We start from the raw sequence: 15147 nt of genomic DNA on the forward strand, positions 1-15147 counted from the left end.
CCCCCGACCGGGCCGGGAAGGCTCACCCGTGCCAGGACCGCCACAGCGCCGCATACGCGCCCTGCGCCGCGACCAGCTCGTCGTGGCTGCCGAGCTCGCTGATGCGGCCGTCCTCGACCACGGCGATCACATCGGCGTCGTGTGCGGTGTGCAGCCGGTGGGCGATGGCGACCACCGTGCGGCCGTCGAGAACGCGGGCGAGGGAGCGCTCCAGGTGCCGTGCCGCACGCGGGTCAAGCAGCGAGGTCGCCTCGTCCAGAACCAGCGTGTGCGGGTCCGCCAGCACCAGCCGGGCCAGCGCGATCTGCTGGGCCTGCGCCGGGGTGAGCGCCAGCCCGCCCGAGCCGACCTCGGTGTCCAGACCGTCGTCCAGCGCACGCGCCCACCCCTCGGCGTCGACCGCGCCCAGCGCCGCCCACAGCTCGGCGTCCACCGCGCTCGTCCGGGCCAGCAGCAGGTTGTCGCGCAGGGAGCCCACGAAGACGTGGTGTTCCTGGTTGACGAGGGCCACATGGGAGCGGACGCGTTCGGCGGGCATCCGGGACAGCTCGGCGCCGCCGAGGGTGATGCGGCCCTCCCGCGGCGCGTAGATACCGGCGAGCAGCCTGCCCAGCGTCGACTTGCCCGCGCCCGAGGGGCCGACCAGCGCCAGCCGGGTGCCGGGCGCGACCTGGAGGGACACCTTGCGCAGCACGTCCACGCCCTCGCGGTAGCCGAAGTGCACCCGGTCCGCGTGCACGTCGCGCCCGTCGGGGGCCAGCGAGTCCTCACCGGCATCGGGCTCGATGTCCCGCACGCCGACCAGCCGGGCCAGCGACACCTGGGCCACTTGCAGCTCGTCGTACCAGCGCAGGATCAGGTTCACCGGGTCGACGAGCATCTGCGCGATCAGCGCACCCGTCGTCAGCTGGCCCACCCCGATCCAGCCCTGCAGGACGAACACGCCGCCGATCATCAACACCGAGGCGAGCACGGTCACATGGGTGAGGTTGATGACGGGGAAGAGCACGGACCGCAGCCAGAGCGTGTAGTTCTCCCAAGCGGTCCATTCCTTCACTCGGCGCTCGGACAGTTCGATCCGGCGCTCGCCGAGGCGGTGGGCCTCCACGGTGCGCCCGGCGTCGACCGTCTCCGCCAGAGCGGCGGCCACGGCCGCGTATCCGGCGGCCTCCGAGCGGTAGCCGGACGGCGCCCGCTTGAAGTACCAGCGGCAGCCGGCCACCAGCAGTGGCACCGCGACCAGCACGGCAGGCGCCAGCGGCGGCACCGTCACGACGAGACCGCCGAGCAGCAGCACCGCCCACACCACGCCGATCGCCAGCTGCGGCACCGCCTCACGCATCGCGTTGGCGAGCCGGTCGATGTCCGTGGTGATCCGGGACAGCAGGTCGCCCGTGCCGGCCCGTTCCAGGACGCCCGGCGGCAGCCCGACCGACCGTACGAGGAAGTCCTCGCGCAGATCGGCCAGCATCCGCTCGCCGAGCATCGCTCCGCGCAGCCGCACCTGCCGTACGAAAACGGCCTGGACGAGCAGCGCGAGCACGAACAGGGAGACGGTGAGCGGCAGATGAAGCTCCCGTGCACCGTCCGACACCCGCTGGACCAGGTCGCCCAGCAGCCATGGGCCCGTCATCGAGGCGAGCACGGCCGCGGTGTTGACGGCGATCAGGACCAGGAAGGCACGGCGGTGCCGGCGGAACAGCTCGGCCACATAGGCGCGTACGGTCGCGGGGGCGCCGACGGGCAGCGTGTGCGCCGTCGTCGGAGCCGCCGGGTCGTACGCCGGTGGCGCTACGCCGATCATGCTGTCTCCTCGATCTCTTCCAGTTCCTTCAGAACGCCGCCGTCTCCGAGCACGCCGCTCAGGGCGGCCTCCTCCTCGGTCTCCCGGGTCACCACGGCCCGGTAGCGGGGCTCGGAGTGCAGCAGTTCGCGGTGCACGCCGACGGCGGCGACCTCGCCCTCGTGGACCAGTACGACCCGGTCCGCGTGGTCCAGCAGTAGCGGCGAGGAGGTGAACACCACTGTCGTGCGCCCCTCCCGAAGCGCGCGCAACCCCTCAGCGATCCGTGCCTCGGTGTGCGAGTCGACCGCCGAGGTCGGCTCGTCCAGGACGAGCACCTCCGGGTCCGTGATCAGCGAGCGGGCCAGCGCGAGCCGCTGTCGCTGCCCGCCGGACAGCGACCGCCCGCGTTCGGTGATCCGCGTGTCCATCGGGTCCGCGGCGTCCAACGACCCCTGGGCGAGCGCCTCCAGGACGTCCCCGCACTGCGCGGCCGCCAGCGCCTCGCGTGCGCCGACATGGTCCGAGGCGGGCACGTCCAGCAGCTCGCGCAGCGAACCGGACAGCAGCACCGGGTCCTTGTCCTGGACGAGGACCGCTTCACGCGCGGTCTTCAGCGGCAGCTCGTCGAGGGGCACGCCGCCCAGCAGGACGGAGGTGCCCTGCTGGGCGGGGTGTCCGCCCAGCCGTTCGGCGAGCAGGCCCGCCGCGTCCGGGTCGCCGCACACCACCGCCGTCAGCCGGCCCGCGGGGGCGAGCAGACCGGTCGCCGGGTCGTACAGGTCCCCCGAGGGGATGTCGGCCGTGCGTGAGCCCTCGGTGTCCGTGGCCCGTTCCAGCGACAGCACCCGCGCCGCCCGCTTGGCGGAGGGCCGCGAGAAGGAGTAGGCCATCGCGATCTCTTCGAAGTGCCGCAAGGGGTACGTCAGGACCATCACCGAGCTGTAGACGGTGACCAGTTCGCCGACGGTGATGCGGCCCTGCCCGGCCAGGTGGACGCCGTACCAGACGACCACGACCATCAGCAGGCCCGGCAGCAGCACCTGGATCGCGGAGATCAGGGACCACATACGGGCGCTGCGCACGGCCGCGTGCCGGACCTCCTGGGAGGCTCGGCGGTAGCGGTCGAGGAACAGCTCCTCGCCGCCGATGCCGCGCAGCACACGCAGTCCGGCGACGGTGTCCGAGGCCAGTTCGGTGGCCCGACCCGCCTTCTCGCGCTGGAAGTCGGCCCGTCGCGTCGCCCGCGGCAGCAGCGGCAGCACCGCGACCGCCAGCAGGGGCAGACCCGCGGCGACGACCACGCCGAGCGCCGGCTGGTAGACGACCAGGGCGACGCAGACCAGCACGACGGTGAGGGCCGCCGCGGTGAACCGGGAGACGGCCTCCACGAACCAGCCGATCTTCTCGACGTCACCGGTGGAGACGGCCACCACCTCGCCGGCCGCGACGCGCCGCGTCAGCGCCGAACCCAGCATCGCCGCCTTGCGGGCGAGCAACTGCTGGACGCGGGCGGCGGCCGTGATCCAGTTGGTGACCGCGGCCCGGTGCAGGAACGTGTCGCCGAGCGCGGTGCCGAGGCCCGCCAGCGCCAACAGGGCGCCCGCCAGGCCCAGCCCGGCGCCCGAGCGTTCGACGACGGCCTGGATGGCCATGCCGACGCAGAACGGCAGCGCGGAGACCGACGCGAAGTGCAGCAGGCCCCAGGCCAGTGACTTGAACTGACCGCCCAGTTGATTGCGGCCCAGCCACCACAGGAATCGGGGACCGGAGCGTGCGTCCGGCACACCCGGGTCGGGATACGGAAGGTCTTGAATCTGCATGACGACTGACGTCCCAGTGGCTCGTGTCAGGGGTGGGGGGAGCCGCGAACGGCGGCAGCAAACCGTGACAGGTTCGCGTCGCAGCGTGGTCGGAAGCAAACGGTTTTCCGTGGCGGCGTACAAAATGGGGCGATGCGAAAGATCGGTGCACCGCTTACGGCGGCGGCCCTGGGAACCCTGTTGACGGCCTTGACCGCCTGCGGCGGTGTGCAGGACAGCAGTACCGCACGGACAGGGGCCGCTGGCAACACGGCCGCCACGCGCACGCGTGCCGCCCAGGGCACCCGCATCCCCGGCATCGGCGAGCGCATGAGACAGCGGATTCCAGCGAACTCCCGTCAGGTCGTGGCGGTCTACGGGACGGGCAGGGACTCCGCGGACTCCACGGTCGTGCTGTACACGAAGCACGGTTCGAGCTGGCAGCGGACCCGTGGCTGGCCGGCGCACAACGGCAAGAAGGGCTGGACCGCCGACCACCACGAGGGCGACCGGCGCAGTCCCGTCGGCGTGTTCACCCTCACCGACGCGGGCGGTGTCCTGCCCGACCCCGGCGCCCGGCTCCCGTACACGCGCGACGCGTCCTTCGCGGCCCCGCGCGAGTGGGCCGCCTCGCACTGGCACGACTTCGACTACGTCATCGCCATCGACTACAACCGCGTCAAGGGCACCGCGCCCAACGACCCGACCCGCCCCGAGGGCGACGCGAAGGGCGGCAGCATCTGGCTGCACATGGACCACGGCAGCGGTACGTCGGCCTGCATCAGCCTGTCCAGGGCAGCGATGGAGTACCTGCTGCGCACGCTCGACCCGGATCGGCATCCCGTGGTGGTGATGGGGGACAGGGCGGACCTGAAGGCCTAGCACTTCTGTCGGAGGCCTCATTGCCACGAGGCGTCAACTCCCCGTAGAACACGGGCCATGAAGAGACGGATCGTCATGTCCATGCTCGCCGGAGCGACCCTCCTCGCGAGCACCCTCCTCGGGGCGGGGCCGGCCGGCGCCGCCGACGCGCCCGCCGAGTTCGGCACCGACTGGCACGACCCGGTGACGGCGGCTCCGCCCGTCGACAGACCGGCCGGCAAGTCCTGCCAAGTCACGCTCGCCGAGGCGCAGTTCAAGGACTTCACCCCCTACAGGGGAACGTACACACCGCCCAAGGGCTGTGGCGACCGCTGGAGCAAGGTGGTGCTGCGCCTTGACGGCAAGGTCAAGGGGCGGCAGTTCGACCGGCTCGGCTATCTGCACGTCGGCGGGGTCGAGATCCTGCGCACCTCCACCCCCGAGCCCTCGCCCGACGGCATCGCATGGTCCGTCGAGAAGGACGTCACGCGCTACAGCGACACCTTCCGCAGCGGCCAGGACGTCGAGATGCTCATCGGGAACGTCGTCGACGACACCTACACCGGCGTACTCGACGTCAAGGTCACGCTCACCTTCTACCCGGGCGAACCGGCCGCGGCACCCGCCGACAAGGTCCTCACTCTCGGCGACGGCAACACCCTCACCACCCCGCGCAACAGCGAACGCATCCTCGCCGAGGTGTACGCCACCGGATCCGGCGGCGGCTGCGAGGAGTTCTGGTATCTGGCGGTGCCCGGCAAGGCGCCGTATTCCTGCCAGGCCGACGGCGGCCCGTACCGCGAGGTGCAGATCAAGGTCGACGGCCGACTGGCCGGAATCGCCGCACCGTTCCCGCACGTGTGGACCGGGGGCTGGTCCAACCCCTTCCTCTGGTACGTCATTCCGGCACCGCGCGCCTTCGACGTCAAGCCGATCGAATACGACCTGACACCCTTCGCGGGGCTGCTCAACGACGGCCGCCCGCACAAGGTCGACGTCTCGGTGGTGGGCGTGCCCGAGGGGCAGAGCGGCTGGAGTGCGCCGGTCGACGTACTGGTGTGGCAGGACGCCGGGCGGACGCACGTGCCCGGGAAGCTCACCGTGGACCGGGCGGGCGACCTCGCGAACTCCTCGACGTACACGGCCGGTTCACCGGAGTCGGTGGACACGAAGGCCGGTCACCGGCTGACCGTCTCCGGCTACGTCGACACCTCGCACGGGCGCGTGACCACCACGGTCAGCCGCACGCTCGCCAACACCTCCACGCACCGGTGGACCGACGGAGAGAACATGGACGGCCTCGACGCCACCTGGAGCGACGACCAGTCGGTCACCGTCGACGGGCGCGGACCGGCCCGCACGACGCTCACCCACCGCACGTACACGATGAACGGCTCGACCACGATCGGCGACGACGCACGGCTGCGCACCGTGCTGACGCTCGGCGACCGTGCCGCCGTCGTCGAGTCGCGCGGCGGGCGGCGCACGGGCTGGTCGCGGCTGGACGACACGGTCAACGGCGACGCCACCTACACGACGGGCGTCCCGCGCGATCAGCGGCATGCGGTCGGCACGACGAGCGAGCGCTATCGGCTGTACGGCTCGGCGGGCTGCTACGACCGCTCGCTGACGACCGTCCAGGGGGTGCTCACGGAGGAACGGGACGGCTGCTGAGGCCAGTTGTGTGCGATGCGTCACACGGTGCGTGATTTACATGTCGGCAACACGGAGGTTGCGGGTTGGATCATCCGGAGCGCGAAAGTGATCGTCACGGAAGCCGCTTTCCGTATCGCAGAAGTCTCCCCGGCTTCTGTGAGTTGACGTCCCCACTAGGAGTGCCCGTGCCGCCGTCCGTCCCGTCCGCCCCGCGACGCGTCGCACGCATACTGCGTACCTCTCTGTTCGTGCAGGTCCTCTGCGCGCTCGTCCTCGGAATCGTCGTCGGGAAGCTGTGGCCCGGCTTCGCCGCGGATCTCCAGCCGCTCGGCGACGGTTTCACCCGGCTCATCAAGACGATCATCTCGCCGCTGGTGTTCTGCGTGGTCGTCGTCGGCATCGCCAAGGCCGGTGACCTCAAGGCCTTCGGCCGGATCGGGCTCAAGGCCCTGATCTGGTTCGAGGTCGCCAGCACCGCGGCGCTGATCATCGGCCTGATCGCCGCCAACGTTGTCCAGCCCGGCTCGGGCATGCATGTCGACCCGTCCACGCTGAGCACCAAGGCCGTCGACGCGAAGACGGGCGGCGGTGCGCTGCCCTCGACGACCGAGTTCATCGTCAACGCGCTGCCCACCAGTTTCATCGGCGCCTTCGCCGAGAACTCCCTGCTCCAAGTCCTCATCCTGGCCTGCCTGGTGGGCGCCGCGCTGCTGCACCTCGGCCACACCAAGGTGCCCCAGGTGCTGCCCGCCGTCGAGCAGGCCCAGGAGATCATCTTCGCGATCGTCGGCTTCGTGATGCGGCTGGCCCCGATCGCGGTGTTCGGCGCGATGGCCGTCCTGATCGGCCAGTACGGACTCGGGGTGATCGAGACCTACGCCAAGCTGATCATCCTGTGCTATGTCGCCGCGGTCCTGTTCGTCGCGCTGCTGGCGGTCGCCCTGCGCATGGTCACCGGGCTGAGCCTGTGGAAGTTCCTGCGCTACATCCGCGAGGAGATGCTCCTTGCGCTCGGCACCGCGTCCACCGAGTCCGTCATGCCGCGGGTGATGCAGAAGCTGCGAAGGGCCGGCGCCCGCGACGACGCGGTGGGCCTGGTCCTGCCCACCGGCTACTCCTTCAACCTCGACGGCGCCTCGCTCTACCTCTCCATCGGCACGCTGTTCATCGCCCAGGCCGTGGGCGTCGACCTCAGCCTGAGCCAGCAGATCACCGTCGTCCTGGTGCTGATGCTGACCAGCAAGGGCATGGCGGGCATCCCCGGCTCCGCCTTCCTCGCCCTGTCCGCGACCGCCTCCTCGCTGGGGGCCATCCCCGCCGGAGCGGTGGCGCTGCTGCTGGGCGTGGACCGGATCATGGACTCGATGCGGGTGGTGACGAACCTGCTCGGCAACTGCGTCGCCGTGTTCGCCGTCTCCCGCTGGGAAGGCGCGCTGGACGTGGAGCAGGCGAAGAGGGTGCTGGACGGCGAGGCCGTAGCCGAAGCGGAGGATGTGCCGGAGGCTGCGGTGCCGGTCGCCCAGTAGCTCGGGGCTTTGTTTCGTGGGCGGCTGCGGGTGAGTGGGGTTGCTCGCGCGGTTCCCCGCGCCCCTTCAGGGGCGCGGGGAACCGCGCAACCAGCCACCACCCGCAGCCGCCCACGAACCGTTTTGCCCCCTACCTGCAGCGCCTCTCCGGATCTCCGTCCACCAAGGTGTCCAACAAGGTGCCCAGCACCTCGCGCTCGTCGTCGCTCAGCGGGGCGAGGATCTCCTCGGCGGCCGAGCGACGTGCGCCGCGCAATTGGCTCAGCGCCTTACGGCCGTCGTCCGTGAGCTCGATCCGGATCACCCGGCGGTTCGTCGGATCCGGCACCCGGCGCACCTTGCCGCTCGCCTCCAGCCCGTCGACCAGGGTGGTCACCGCCCGCGGTACCACCTCGAGGCGCTCGGCCAGGTCGGCCATCCGCGGTGGTGAGCTCCAGTGCGCCAGGGTGCGCAGCAGCCGGGACTGGGCCGGGGTGACGCCCAGGCCGCACTGCTCGATGTGCCGCTTCTGGATGCGGTGCACACGGCGGGTGAACCGCAGCAGCTGCTCGGCGAGCAGGCTGTCGGAATCGGGGGTGGCCATACGGGAACAATATCAGGATCTCATTCATTGTGAGCATAGGTAACAATGAGCTAGGCTCCGCCCGTCTTCGCCACCTCACTCCCTAGGAGTCCATTGCACCCCGATCGAGAACCCCGTTGGACACCGCCGGCCGATGCCAAGGAGCAGCCCCGGCAGGTGCGCCGCATCCTGCGACTCTTCCGCCCCTACCGCGCCCGTCTGGCCGTGGTCGGCCTGCTGGTCGGCGCCGCCTCGCTGGTCTCCGTCGCCACGCCCTTCCTGCTGAAGGCGACCCTCGACGTCGCGATCCCCCAGGGCCGCACCGGCCTGCTCAGCCTGCTCGCGCTCGGCATGATCCTCAGCGCCGTACTCACCAGCGTCTTCGGCGTGCTGCAGACGCTGATCTCCACGACGGTCGGCCAGCGCGTCATGCACGACCTGCGCACCGCCGTCTACGGCCGGCTGCAGCGCATGTCGCTCGCGTTCTTCACCCGCACACGTACCGGCGAGGTCCAGTCCCGCATAGCCAACGACATCGGCGGCATGCAGGCCACCGTCACCTCCACCGCCACCTCCCTGGTCTCCAACCTGACCAGCGTGGTCGCCACGATCGTCGCGATGATCGCCCTCGACTGGCGGCTGACCGTCGTCTCGCTGCTGCTGCTCCCGGTCTTCGTGTGGATCAGCCGGCGTGTCGGCAGGGAGCGCAAGAAGATCACCACCGAGCGCCAGAAGCAGATGGCCGCCATGGCCGCCACGGTCACCGAGTCGCTCTCCGTCAGCGGCATCCTGCTGGGCCGCACCATGGGCCGCTCCGACTCGCTGACCAGGTCCTTCGAGGAGGAGTCCGAGGGACTCGTCGACCTCGAGGTGAGGTCCAACATGGCCGGGCGCTGGCGCATGGCCGTCATCACGATCGTCATGGCCGCCATGCCGGCCGTCATCTACTGGACCGCGGGCATCGCCCTCCAGACGGGCGGCCCCGGCATCTCCATCGGCACCATCGTCGCCTTCGTCTCGCTCCAGCAGGGCCTGTTCCGCCCGGCGGTCAGCCTGCTGTCGACCGGCGTGCAGATCCAGAGCTCGCTCGCGCTCTTCCAGCGCATCTTCGAATACCTCGACCTGCCGATCGACATCACCGAGCGGGAGGACCCGGTCCACCTCGACCGGGTCAAGGGCGAGGTCCGCTTCGAGGACGTTTCGTTCCGCTACGACAGCAACGACAACCAGCGGGGCCCCACCCTCGACGGCATCGACGTCACCGTCCCCGCCGGCAGCAGTCTCGCGGTCGTCGGCCCCACCGGCGCAGGAAAATCGACCCTCGGCTATCTCGTCCCGCGGCTCTACGACGTCACCGGCGGCCGCGTCACCCTCGACGGCGTCGACGTCCGCGACCTCGACTTCGACACCCTCGCGCGTGCGGTCGGCGTGGTCTCCCAGGAGACGTATCTCTTCCACGCCTCGGTCGCCGAGAACCTGCGCTTCGCCAAGCCGGACGCGACCGACGAGGAACTGCACACGGCGGCCAGGGCGGCCCAGATCCACGACCACATAGCCTCGCTGCCCGACGGGTACGACACCGTCGTCGGCGAGCGCGGCCACCGCTTCTCCGGTGGCGAGAAGCAGCGCCTGGCGCTAGCCCGCACCATCCTGCGCGACCCGCCGGTGCTGATCCTCGACGAGGCGACCAGCGCCCTGGACAACCGCACCGAGGCAGCCGTCCAGGAGGCCATCGACGCCCTCTCGGCCAACCGCACCACGCTCACCATCGCGCACCGCCTGTCCACCATCCGCGGCGCCGACCAGATCGTGGTCCTCGACTCCGGCCGCGTCGCCGAACGGGGCACACACGAGGAGCTGCTGGATCAGGACGGGCGGTACGCGGCCCTCGTACGCCGGGATGCCCAACTGGAACCGACAGGCTGAAGATCTGTCGGGTTTATGGTGATATGCGGGTTACCGTGCCCGCATGCAACAGAACATTCCGCCACGGGGCACGATCCGACTGACGCGCCGGGGCCGACTCGTCCTCATCCTCCTCGCGACCGGAGTCGTGGTGGCCGGCGCCGCGGTGGTGGTGCCGCTGGTGACGGTGCGGCACGGCGTGCAGGAGGCCGAGCCCGCCTCGCTGGTGATCCCGGAGGGCTGGCGTGCGAGTCAGGTCTACGGCGCCGTGGACAAGGCCCTGCACCTGCCCGCCGGCAGCACCGAGAAGGCACTCCCCAAGGCCCATCTGAAGCTGCCGACGGACGCGGCGGGCAACCCGGAGGGCTATCTCTTCCCCGCGACCTATCCCGTCACGAAGAAGACGACGCCCGAGTCCCTGCTGTCGTTCATGGTCAACACCGCCAACAAGAAGTTCAACGGCGCCCCGATCGCGGCCGGCGCTCAGCGCAACGCCATGAACGTCTACCAGGCGGTCACCGTCGCGAGCATCGTGCAGGCCGAGGCCGCCTCGAAGGCCGACATGGGCAAGGTGGCGCGGGTCGTCTTCAACCGGCTGGAGCGCGGGATGCCGCTGCAGATGGACTCCACCCTCAACTACGCCCTCAAGCGCGCCACGCTGAAGACCAGCGCCGACGACACGAAGCTCGCCAGTCCCTACAACTCCTACCAGCGCATGGGCCTGCCGCCCACCCCGATCGACAACCCGGGCGAGGAGGCGATGCGCGCCGCGGTCAATCCGCCCGCAGGCGACTGGCTGTACTTCGTCACGGTCAAGCCGGGCGACACCCGTTTCACCGCCGACTTCGCCGAGCACCAGCGCAATGTGGCGGAGTTCAACGCCCGGCAGAACGGCTCCGCCCCACAGGCCACCCAGAGCAGCTCCGCTCCGCAGGCCACCCAGAGCAGCTCCGCCCCGCAGGCCGCGCAGAGCAGCTCCGCTCCGCAGGCCACACAGCGTGGTTCCGCCCCGCAGACCGCGCAGAACAGCTCCGTCCCGCAGGCCGCGCAGAACAGCTCCGCTCCGCAGGCCACGAAGTAGCCCGCGGGGCGGCCGTCAGGCGGCGACGGGCTCGGTCGGCTGCCCGGCCGGCAGCCGCCGGATGTCCCGTACGGCGGCCCGGCCCGCCCGGTTGGCGCCGATGGTGCTGGCCGAGGGTCCGTAGCCGACGAGATGGACCCGCGGATCGGTGACCGCGCGCGTGCCCTCGACGCGGATCCCGCCGCCCGGCTCGCGCAGCCGCAGCGGCCGCAGATGGTCGATGGCCGCCCGGAACCCGGTGGCCCAGAGGATGACGTCGGCCTCCACTCGCTGTCCGTCGTTCCACTCCACCCCGTCCGGGGTGATCCGGTCGAACATGGGCCGACGGTCGAGAACCCCGTCCGCGATGCCCTGCCGGACCGCGTCGTTCAGCGGCAGCCCGGTGACCGAGACGACACTCTTCGGCGGCAGCCCCTGCCGCACCCGCTCCTCGACGAGCGCGACGGCCGCCCGCCCCACGTCCTCGGTGAAGGGGCCCTCACGGAAGACCGGCGGCCGCCTGGTCACCCATGTGGTGGCAGCCGCGTACGGGGCGATCTCCAGCAGATGCTGCGTACCCGAGGCGCCCCCGCCCACCACGACCACCCGCTGCCCGGCGAACGCCTCGGGCCCGGGGTACTGCGCCGTGTGCACCTGCCGCCCCCGGAAGCTCTCCTGACCGGGGTAGCGCGGCCAGAACGGCCGGTCCCAGGTGCCGGTCGCGTTGATCAGCGCCCGCGTGGACCAGTCGCCGTCCGAGGTCTCGACGAGCAACCGCCCGCCCACTCCCTCCCGCACGGCACGCACATCGACGGGCCGCCGGACCCGCAGATCGAAGGTGCGCTCGTACGCGGCGAAGTACTCGGCGATCACCTCGGACGAGGCCCGCGCCGGATCGGCGTCGGTCAGCTCCATGCCCGGCAGCGCATGCATGCCGTGCACCTTGCCGTAGGTCAGCGAGGGCCACCGGAACTGCCAGGCGCCGCCCGGCCCGGGGGAGTGGTCGAGCACCACGAAGTCACGCCCCGGCTCGAAACCGGTGCGCCGCAGGTGATAGGCGCTGGACAGACCCGCCTGCCCAGCGCCCACGACGACTACCTCGACCTCGCGCGTGTTGTTCACGTTTCTACTAACTGTGCGGAGGTCGTGGATCTTCCCGCGGTGGAGCCGTGATGTGCCGAACAGTGCGAGGTGCTCAGCCCTGGGACGCCCGGGCGGGCGTGGTCGAGGCCGGCAGCTTGCCGTTGTAGCGGGTGTCCACGAAGGCGCCGAAGTCGACCTTCTTCGGGATGAGCTTCAAGTCGGTGAAGGTGTCCGCGATCTGCTGCTCGGAGGTGATGAGCGGCTTGTCGACGGCGACCGAGACCCGGGTGGCGTTGGTGCGCCGCACCGAGGCCAGCGCCACCTCGTACGGCAGACCGGTGTCCTTCGCCCAGACCTTCGCCCACTCCTCCTGGTGGCCGTAGACCCACGCCGTGGCCCGCCGCAGCCGCTCCAGATAGTCCTTGATGGCAGCGGCCTTCTTCGTGTCCTGCAGCGCGCTCGGCGCCGCCACCTGGAAGGTCAGGCCGTTGGTGATGCCCTCGCCGGTGGTGAGGACGCGGCCCTGCTTGCCCTGCAGGATCTGCGAGGTGTACGGGTCCCACACCGCCCATGCGTCCACCTTGCCGGAGGTGAACGCGGCCAGCGCGTCGGCCGGCTGCAGATACTTCACCTTGACGTCGCTCAGGCTCAGCCCGGCCGCCTTGAGGGAGGCGACCAACTGGTAGTTGGCGGAGGAACCCTGCGCCACGGCGACCGACTTGCCCTTGAGGTCCTCCGGCTTCGACAGCTTCGAGTCGTTCGGTACGAGGATGGCGTCGCCCTTGGAGGTGCCGTGGAAGGCGGCCACGACCGCGATCTTCGAGCCCGCGCCGGCGGCGAACACCGGCGGGGTGTTGCCCACGCCGCCGATGTCGACGGCCTTGGCGTTGACGGCCTCCAGCAGCGGCGGGCCGGAGGTGAAGGTGGACCACTTGATCTTGTAGTCGAGGTTCTTCAGCTCTCCGGCGGCCCGCAGGATGGCCTCGGAGCCGCCCTTCTGGTCGCCGACGTTGAGGGTGAGCGACCCCTTGCCGTCGGTGCCGGTTCCCGTACTCGCGGACGAGTTCCCGCCGCAGGCGGTGAGCAGGAGAGCGAAGGGGAGGAGCAGTGCGGCAGGGACGAGACGTCGTCGCATGGGTGGATCCGTTCTGTTCAACTGAGGCTGGGAGAGGGGTAGTTCAGGCGGCTTCGGCGGCGGTGTGGACGCCGAGCCGTTCCAGCAGTCCGGCGCGCAGCTCGGCGAACCGGGGATCGGTGATGTCGCGCGGCCGGTCGAGATCGATCTCCTGCTCGTGCGCGATGACGCCGTCGTCCATCACCAGGACACGGTCGGCGAGCAGGACCGCCTCCTCGACGTCGTGGGTGACCAGCAGCACCGCGCAGCCCCGGCGCTGCCACAACTCGCCCACCAGGCGCTGCGCCTTGATGCGGGTGAGCGCGTCGAGCGCACCGAACGGCTCGTCGAGCAGCAGCAGATCGGGCTCGCGGACCAACGCCCGGGCGAGGGAGGCGCGCTGGGCCTCGCCGCCGGAGAGGGTCTTGGGCCAGGCGTCGGAGCGGTGGCCGAGCCCCACCTCGTCCAGGGCCTGTTCGGCGACGGCCCGTGCGGGCTTTCCGGGCAGGCCGAGCAGCACGTTGCGCCACACCTTCTTCCACGGCATCAGCCGCGGCGCCTGGAAGGCGACGGCCTTGCGGCGCGGCACCAGGACCGTGCCCTCGATCTCGCGGTCGAGGCCCGCCAGGATGCGCAGCAGGGTGGACTTGCCGCAGCCGCTGCGACCGAGCAGGGCGACGAACTCACCCGGCCGCACGTCGAGTTGGAGGTCGTCGATGACGGCACGGCCGTCGAAGGAGCGGGTCAGCCCCTCGACCCGTACCGCGGTCCGCGGGGTCACCGGCCGGTGAACGTCGGTCGCCATTGCAGCAGCAGCCTTTCGAGGGAGCGGACGATGAAGTCGGCCAGCAGGCCGAGGAAGGCGTAGACGATCAGGCAGACCACGATCACGTCGGTGCGCAGGAAGTCCCGTGCCTGCACCATCAGGAATCCGATGCCGGAGTCGGCGTTGACCTGCTCCGCGAAGACCAGCGCCAGCCAGGCGATGCCGAGGGAGTAGCGCAGCCCGGTCAGCGCGCCGGGCAGGGCCCCCGGCAGCACGACATGCCGTACGAGCCCCCAACGGGAGAGGCCGAGCGACTCCCCGGCCTCGATCAACTGGGCGTCCACGCCGCGGATTCCGGCGTACACATTCAAGTAGAGCGGGAAGGTCACACCGAGTGTGATGATGGCGACCTTCGGGGCCTCACCTATGCCGAACCAGATGATGAACAGCGGGATCAGCCCCACGAACGGCACGGTCCGCAGCATCTGCACCGGCGCGTCCACCAGATCCTCGCCGATCCTGAACAGGCCCGAGACCAGGGCGAGTCCGGTGCCGATGACGATGCCGAGGAGCAGCCCGAACGCCACGCGCTGCAGCGAGGTGCCCATGGCGGAAGCCAGCGAACCGTCACCGGTCAGATCCCCGGCGACCCGGGCGATCCGGCCGGGCGAGGCCAGGACGTCCGACGCCAACACGCCGGTGGCGCTGAGCAGTTGCCAGAGGGCCAGCAGCAGGAGGGGGCCCGCGGTGCGGCGCAGCCAGCGCGGGATGCGGGTGCGGCGGGAGGAGACGGGGACGATGGGGGTGAGCTCGGGGGATGCCGGGTCGTGGGAGTCGACATCTGCCCGCTTCGATGCGGATACAGGGGAAATATCAGGTTCAGAGGAGCCGGGCGGGGCATGGCTGATGCTCATGGGTGCTCCATGGGAGGAGAGCGTCCGGTGAGGGAGGGGGTGCGCGCCTCAGTGCCGCCACGTCACGCGGAGCGTGCGGGTACGGCGGAGTACAGGCAAGGAGGGTGTGGAAAGG

The 15147-nt window shown here is 70.7% G+C and carries 12 protein-coding genes; 5 read left to right on the forward strand and 7 right to left on the reverse strand.

Features of this window, described 5'->3' with window-relative positions:
• Window positions 1-22: 22 nt before the first annotated feature.
• Window positions 23-1804: an ABC transporter ATP-binding protein gene (locus ACIBW9_RS08955; RefSeq protein ID WP_398952755.1), complete on the reverse strand. Its 1782-nt coding sequence runs from the start codon at window positions 1802-1804 to the stop codon at window positions 23-25.
• Complete coding sequence (locus ACIBW9_RS08960) at window positions 1801-3606, reverse strand: ABC transporter transmembrane domain-containing protein (protein WP_398952757.1); 1806 nt, start codon at window positions 3604-3606, stop codon at window positions 1801-1803. Before ACIBW9_RS08960 ends, ACIBW9_RS08955 begins: the two co-directional genes overlap by 4 nt.
• A gap of 132 nt (window positions 3607-3738) precedes the next feature.
• On the opposite strand from ACIBW9_RS08960, the gene ACIBW9_RS08965 reads away from it, so the two are divergent.
• The 3 genes from ACIBW9_RS08965 (at window position 3739) to ACIBW9_RS08975 (ending at window position 7628) form a co-directional block, all read left to right on the forward strand.
• Complete coding sequence (locus ACIBW9_RS08965) at window positions 3739-4467, forward strand: L,D-transpeptidase family protein (protein WP_398952759.1); 729 nt, start codon at window positions 3739-3741, stop codon at window positions 4465-4467.
• Window positions 4468-4524: 57 nt separating this feature from the next.
• The gene (locus tag ACIBW9_RS08970) at window positions 4525-6120 is read left to right on the forward strand and encodes a peptide-N4-asparagine amidase (RefSeq protein WP_398952761.1); all 1596 of its coding nucleotides are present in this window, start codon (window positions 4525-4527) and stop codon (window positions 6118-6120) included.
• Between the two features lie 167 nt (window positions 6121-6287).
• Window positions 6288-7628 (forward strand): cation:dicarboxylate symporter family transporter, encoded by a 1341-nt coding sequence (locus ACIBW9_RS08975; RefSeq protein WP_398952763.1) that lies wholly within the window; start codon window positions 6288-6290, stop codon window positions 7626-7628.
• Window positions 7629-7758: 130 nt separating this feature from the next.
• On the opposite strand, the gene ACIBW9_RS08980 is transcribed toward ACIBW9_RS08975, so the two are convergent.
• The gene (locus tag ACIBW9_RS08980; RefSeq protein WP_398952765.1) at window positions 7759-8211 is read right to left on the reverse strand and encodes a MarR family winged helix-turn-helix transcriptional regulator; all 453 of its coding nucleotides are present in this window, start codon (window positions 8209-8211) and stop codon (window positions 7759-7761) included.
• A 93-nt stretch (window positions 8212-8304) separates the two neighbouring features.
• Here ACIBW9_RS08980 and ACIBW9_RS08985 point away from each other — a divergent pair, with 93 nt between their 5' ends.
• Together ACIBW9_RS08985 and mltG are read left to right on the forward strand one after the other, a co-directional pair.
• Entirely contained in the window at window positions 8305-10116 is a 1812-nt protein-coding gene (locus ACIBW9_RS08985) for an ABC transporter ATP-binding protein (protein ID WP_398952767.1), read from the forward strand.
• Window positions 10117-10159: 43 nt separating this feature from the next.
• A complete protein-coding gene (gene mltG / locus ACIBW9_RS08990) occupies window positions 10160-11176 on the forward strand; it encodes an endolytic transglycosylase MltG (protein WP_398952769.1) in 1017 nt (338 codons plus the stop codon).
• Between the two features lie 15 nt (window positions 11177-11191).
• On the opposite strand, the gene ACIBW9_RS08995 is transcribed toward mltG, so the two are convergent.
• The 4 genes from ACIBW9_RS08995 to ACIBW9_RS09010 form a co-directional block, all read right to left on the reverse strand.
• Window positions 11192-12277, reverse strand: a complete 1086-nt coding sequence (locus ACIBW9_RS08995) for an NAD(P)-binding domain-containing protein (protein ID WP_398952771.1) — start codon at window positions 12275-12277, stop codon at window positions 11192-11194.
• A 73-nt stretch (window positions 12278-12350) separates the two neighbouring features.
• Window positions 12351-13373: an ABC transporter substrate-binding protein gene (locus tag ACIBW9_RS09000; RefSeq protein WP_398952773.1), complete on the reverse strand. Its 1023-nt coding sequence runs from the start codon at window positions 13371-13373 to the stop codon at window positions 12351-12353.
• 43 nt (window positions 13374-13416) lie between these two features.
• On the reverse strand, window positions 13417-14157 hold the full coding sequence (locus ACIBW9_RS09005) for an ABC transporter ATP-binding protein (RefSeq protein WP_398952775.1): 741 nt from the start codon (window positions 14155-14157) through the stop codon (window positions 13417-13419).
• Window positions 14130-15032 carry an ABC transporter permease gene (locus tag ACIBW9_RS09010; RefSeq protein WP_398952777.1) on the reverse strand — a complete coding sequence of 301 codons (903 nt, stop codon included), beginning with the start codon at window positions 15030-15032 and terminating at the stop codon, window positions 14130-14132. The genes ACIBW9_RS09005 and ACIBW9_RS09010 overlap by 28 nt, the downstream gene beginning before the upstream one ends.
• Window positions 15033-15147 lie beyond the last annotated feature (115 nt).

It is taken from the genome of Streptomyces sp. NPDC049541 (assembly GCF_044465725.1).
In the GTDB taxonomy this organism is placed as follows: domain Bacteria; phylum Actinomycetota; class Actinomycetes; order Streptomycetales; family Streptomycetaceae; genus Streptomyces.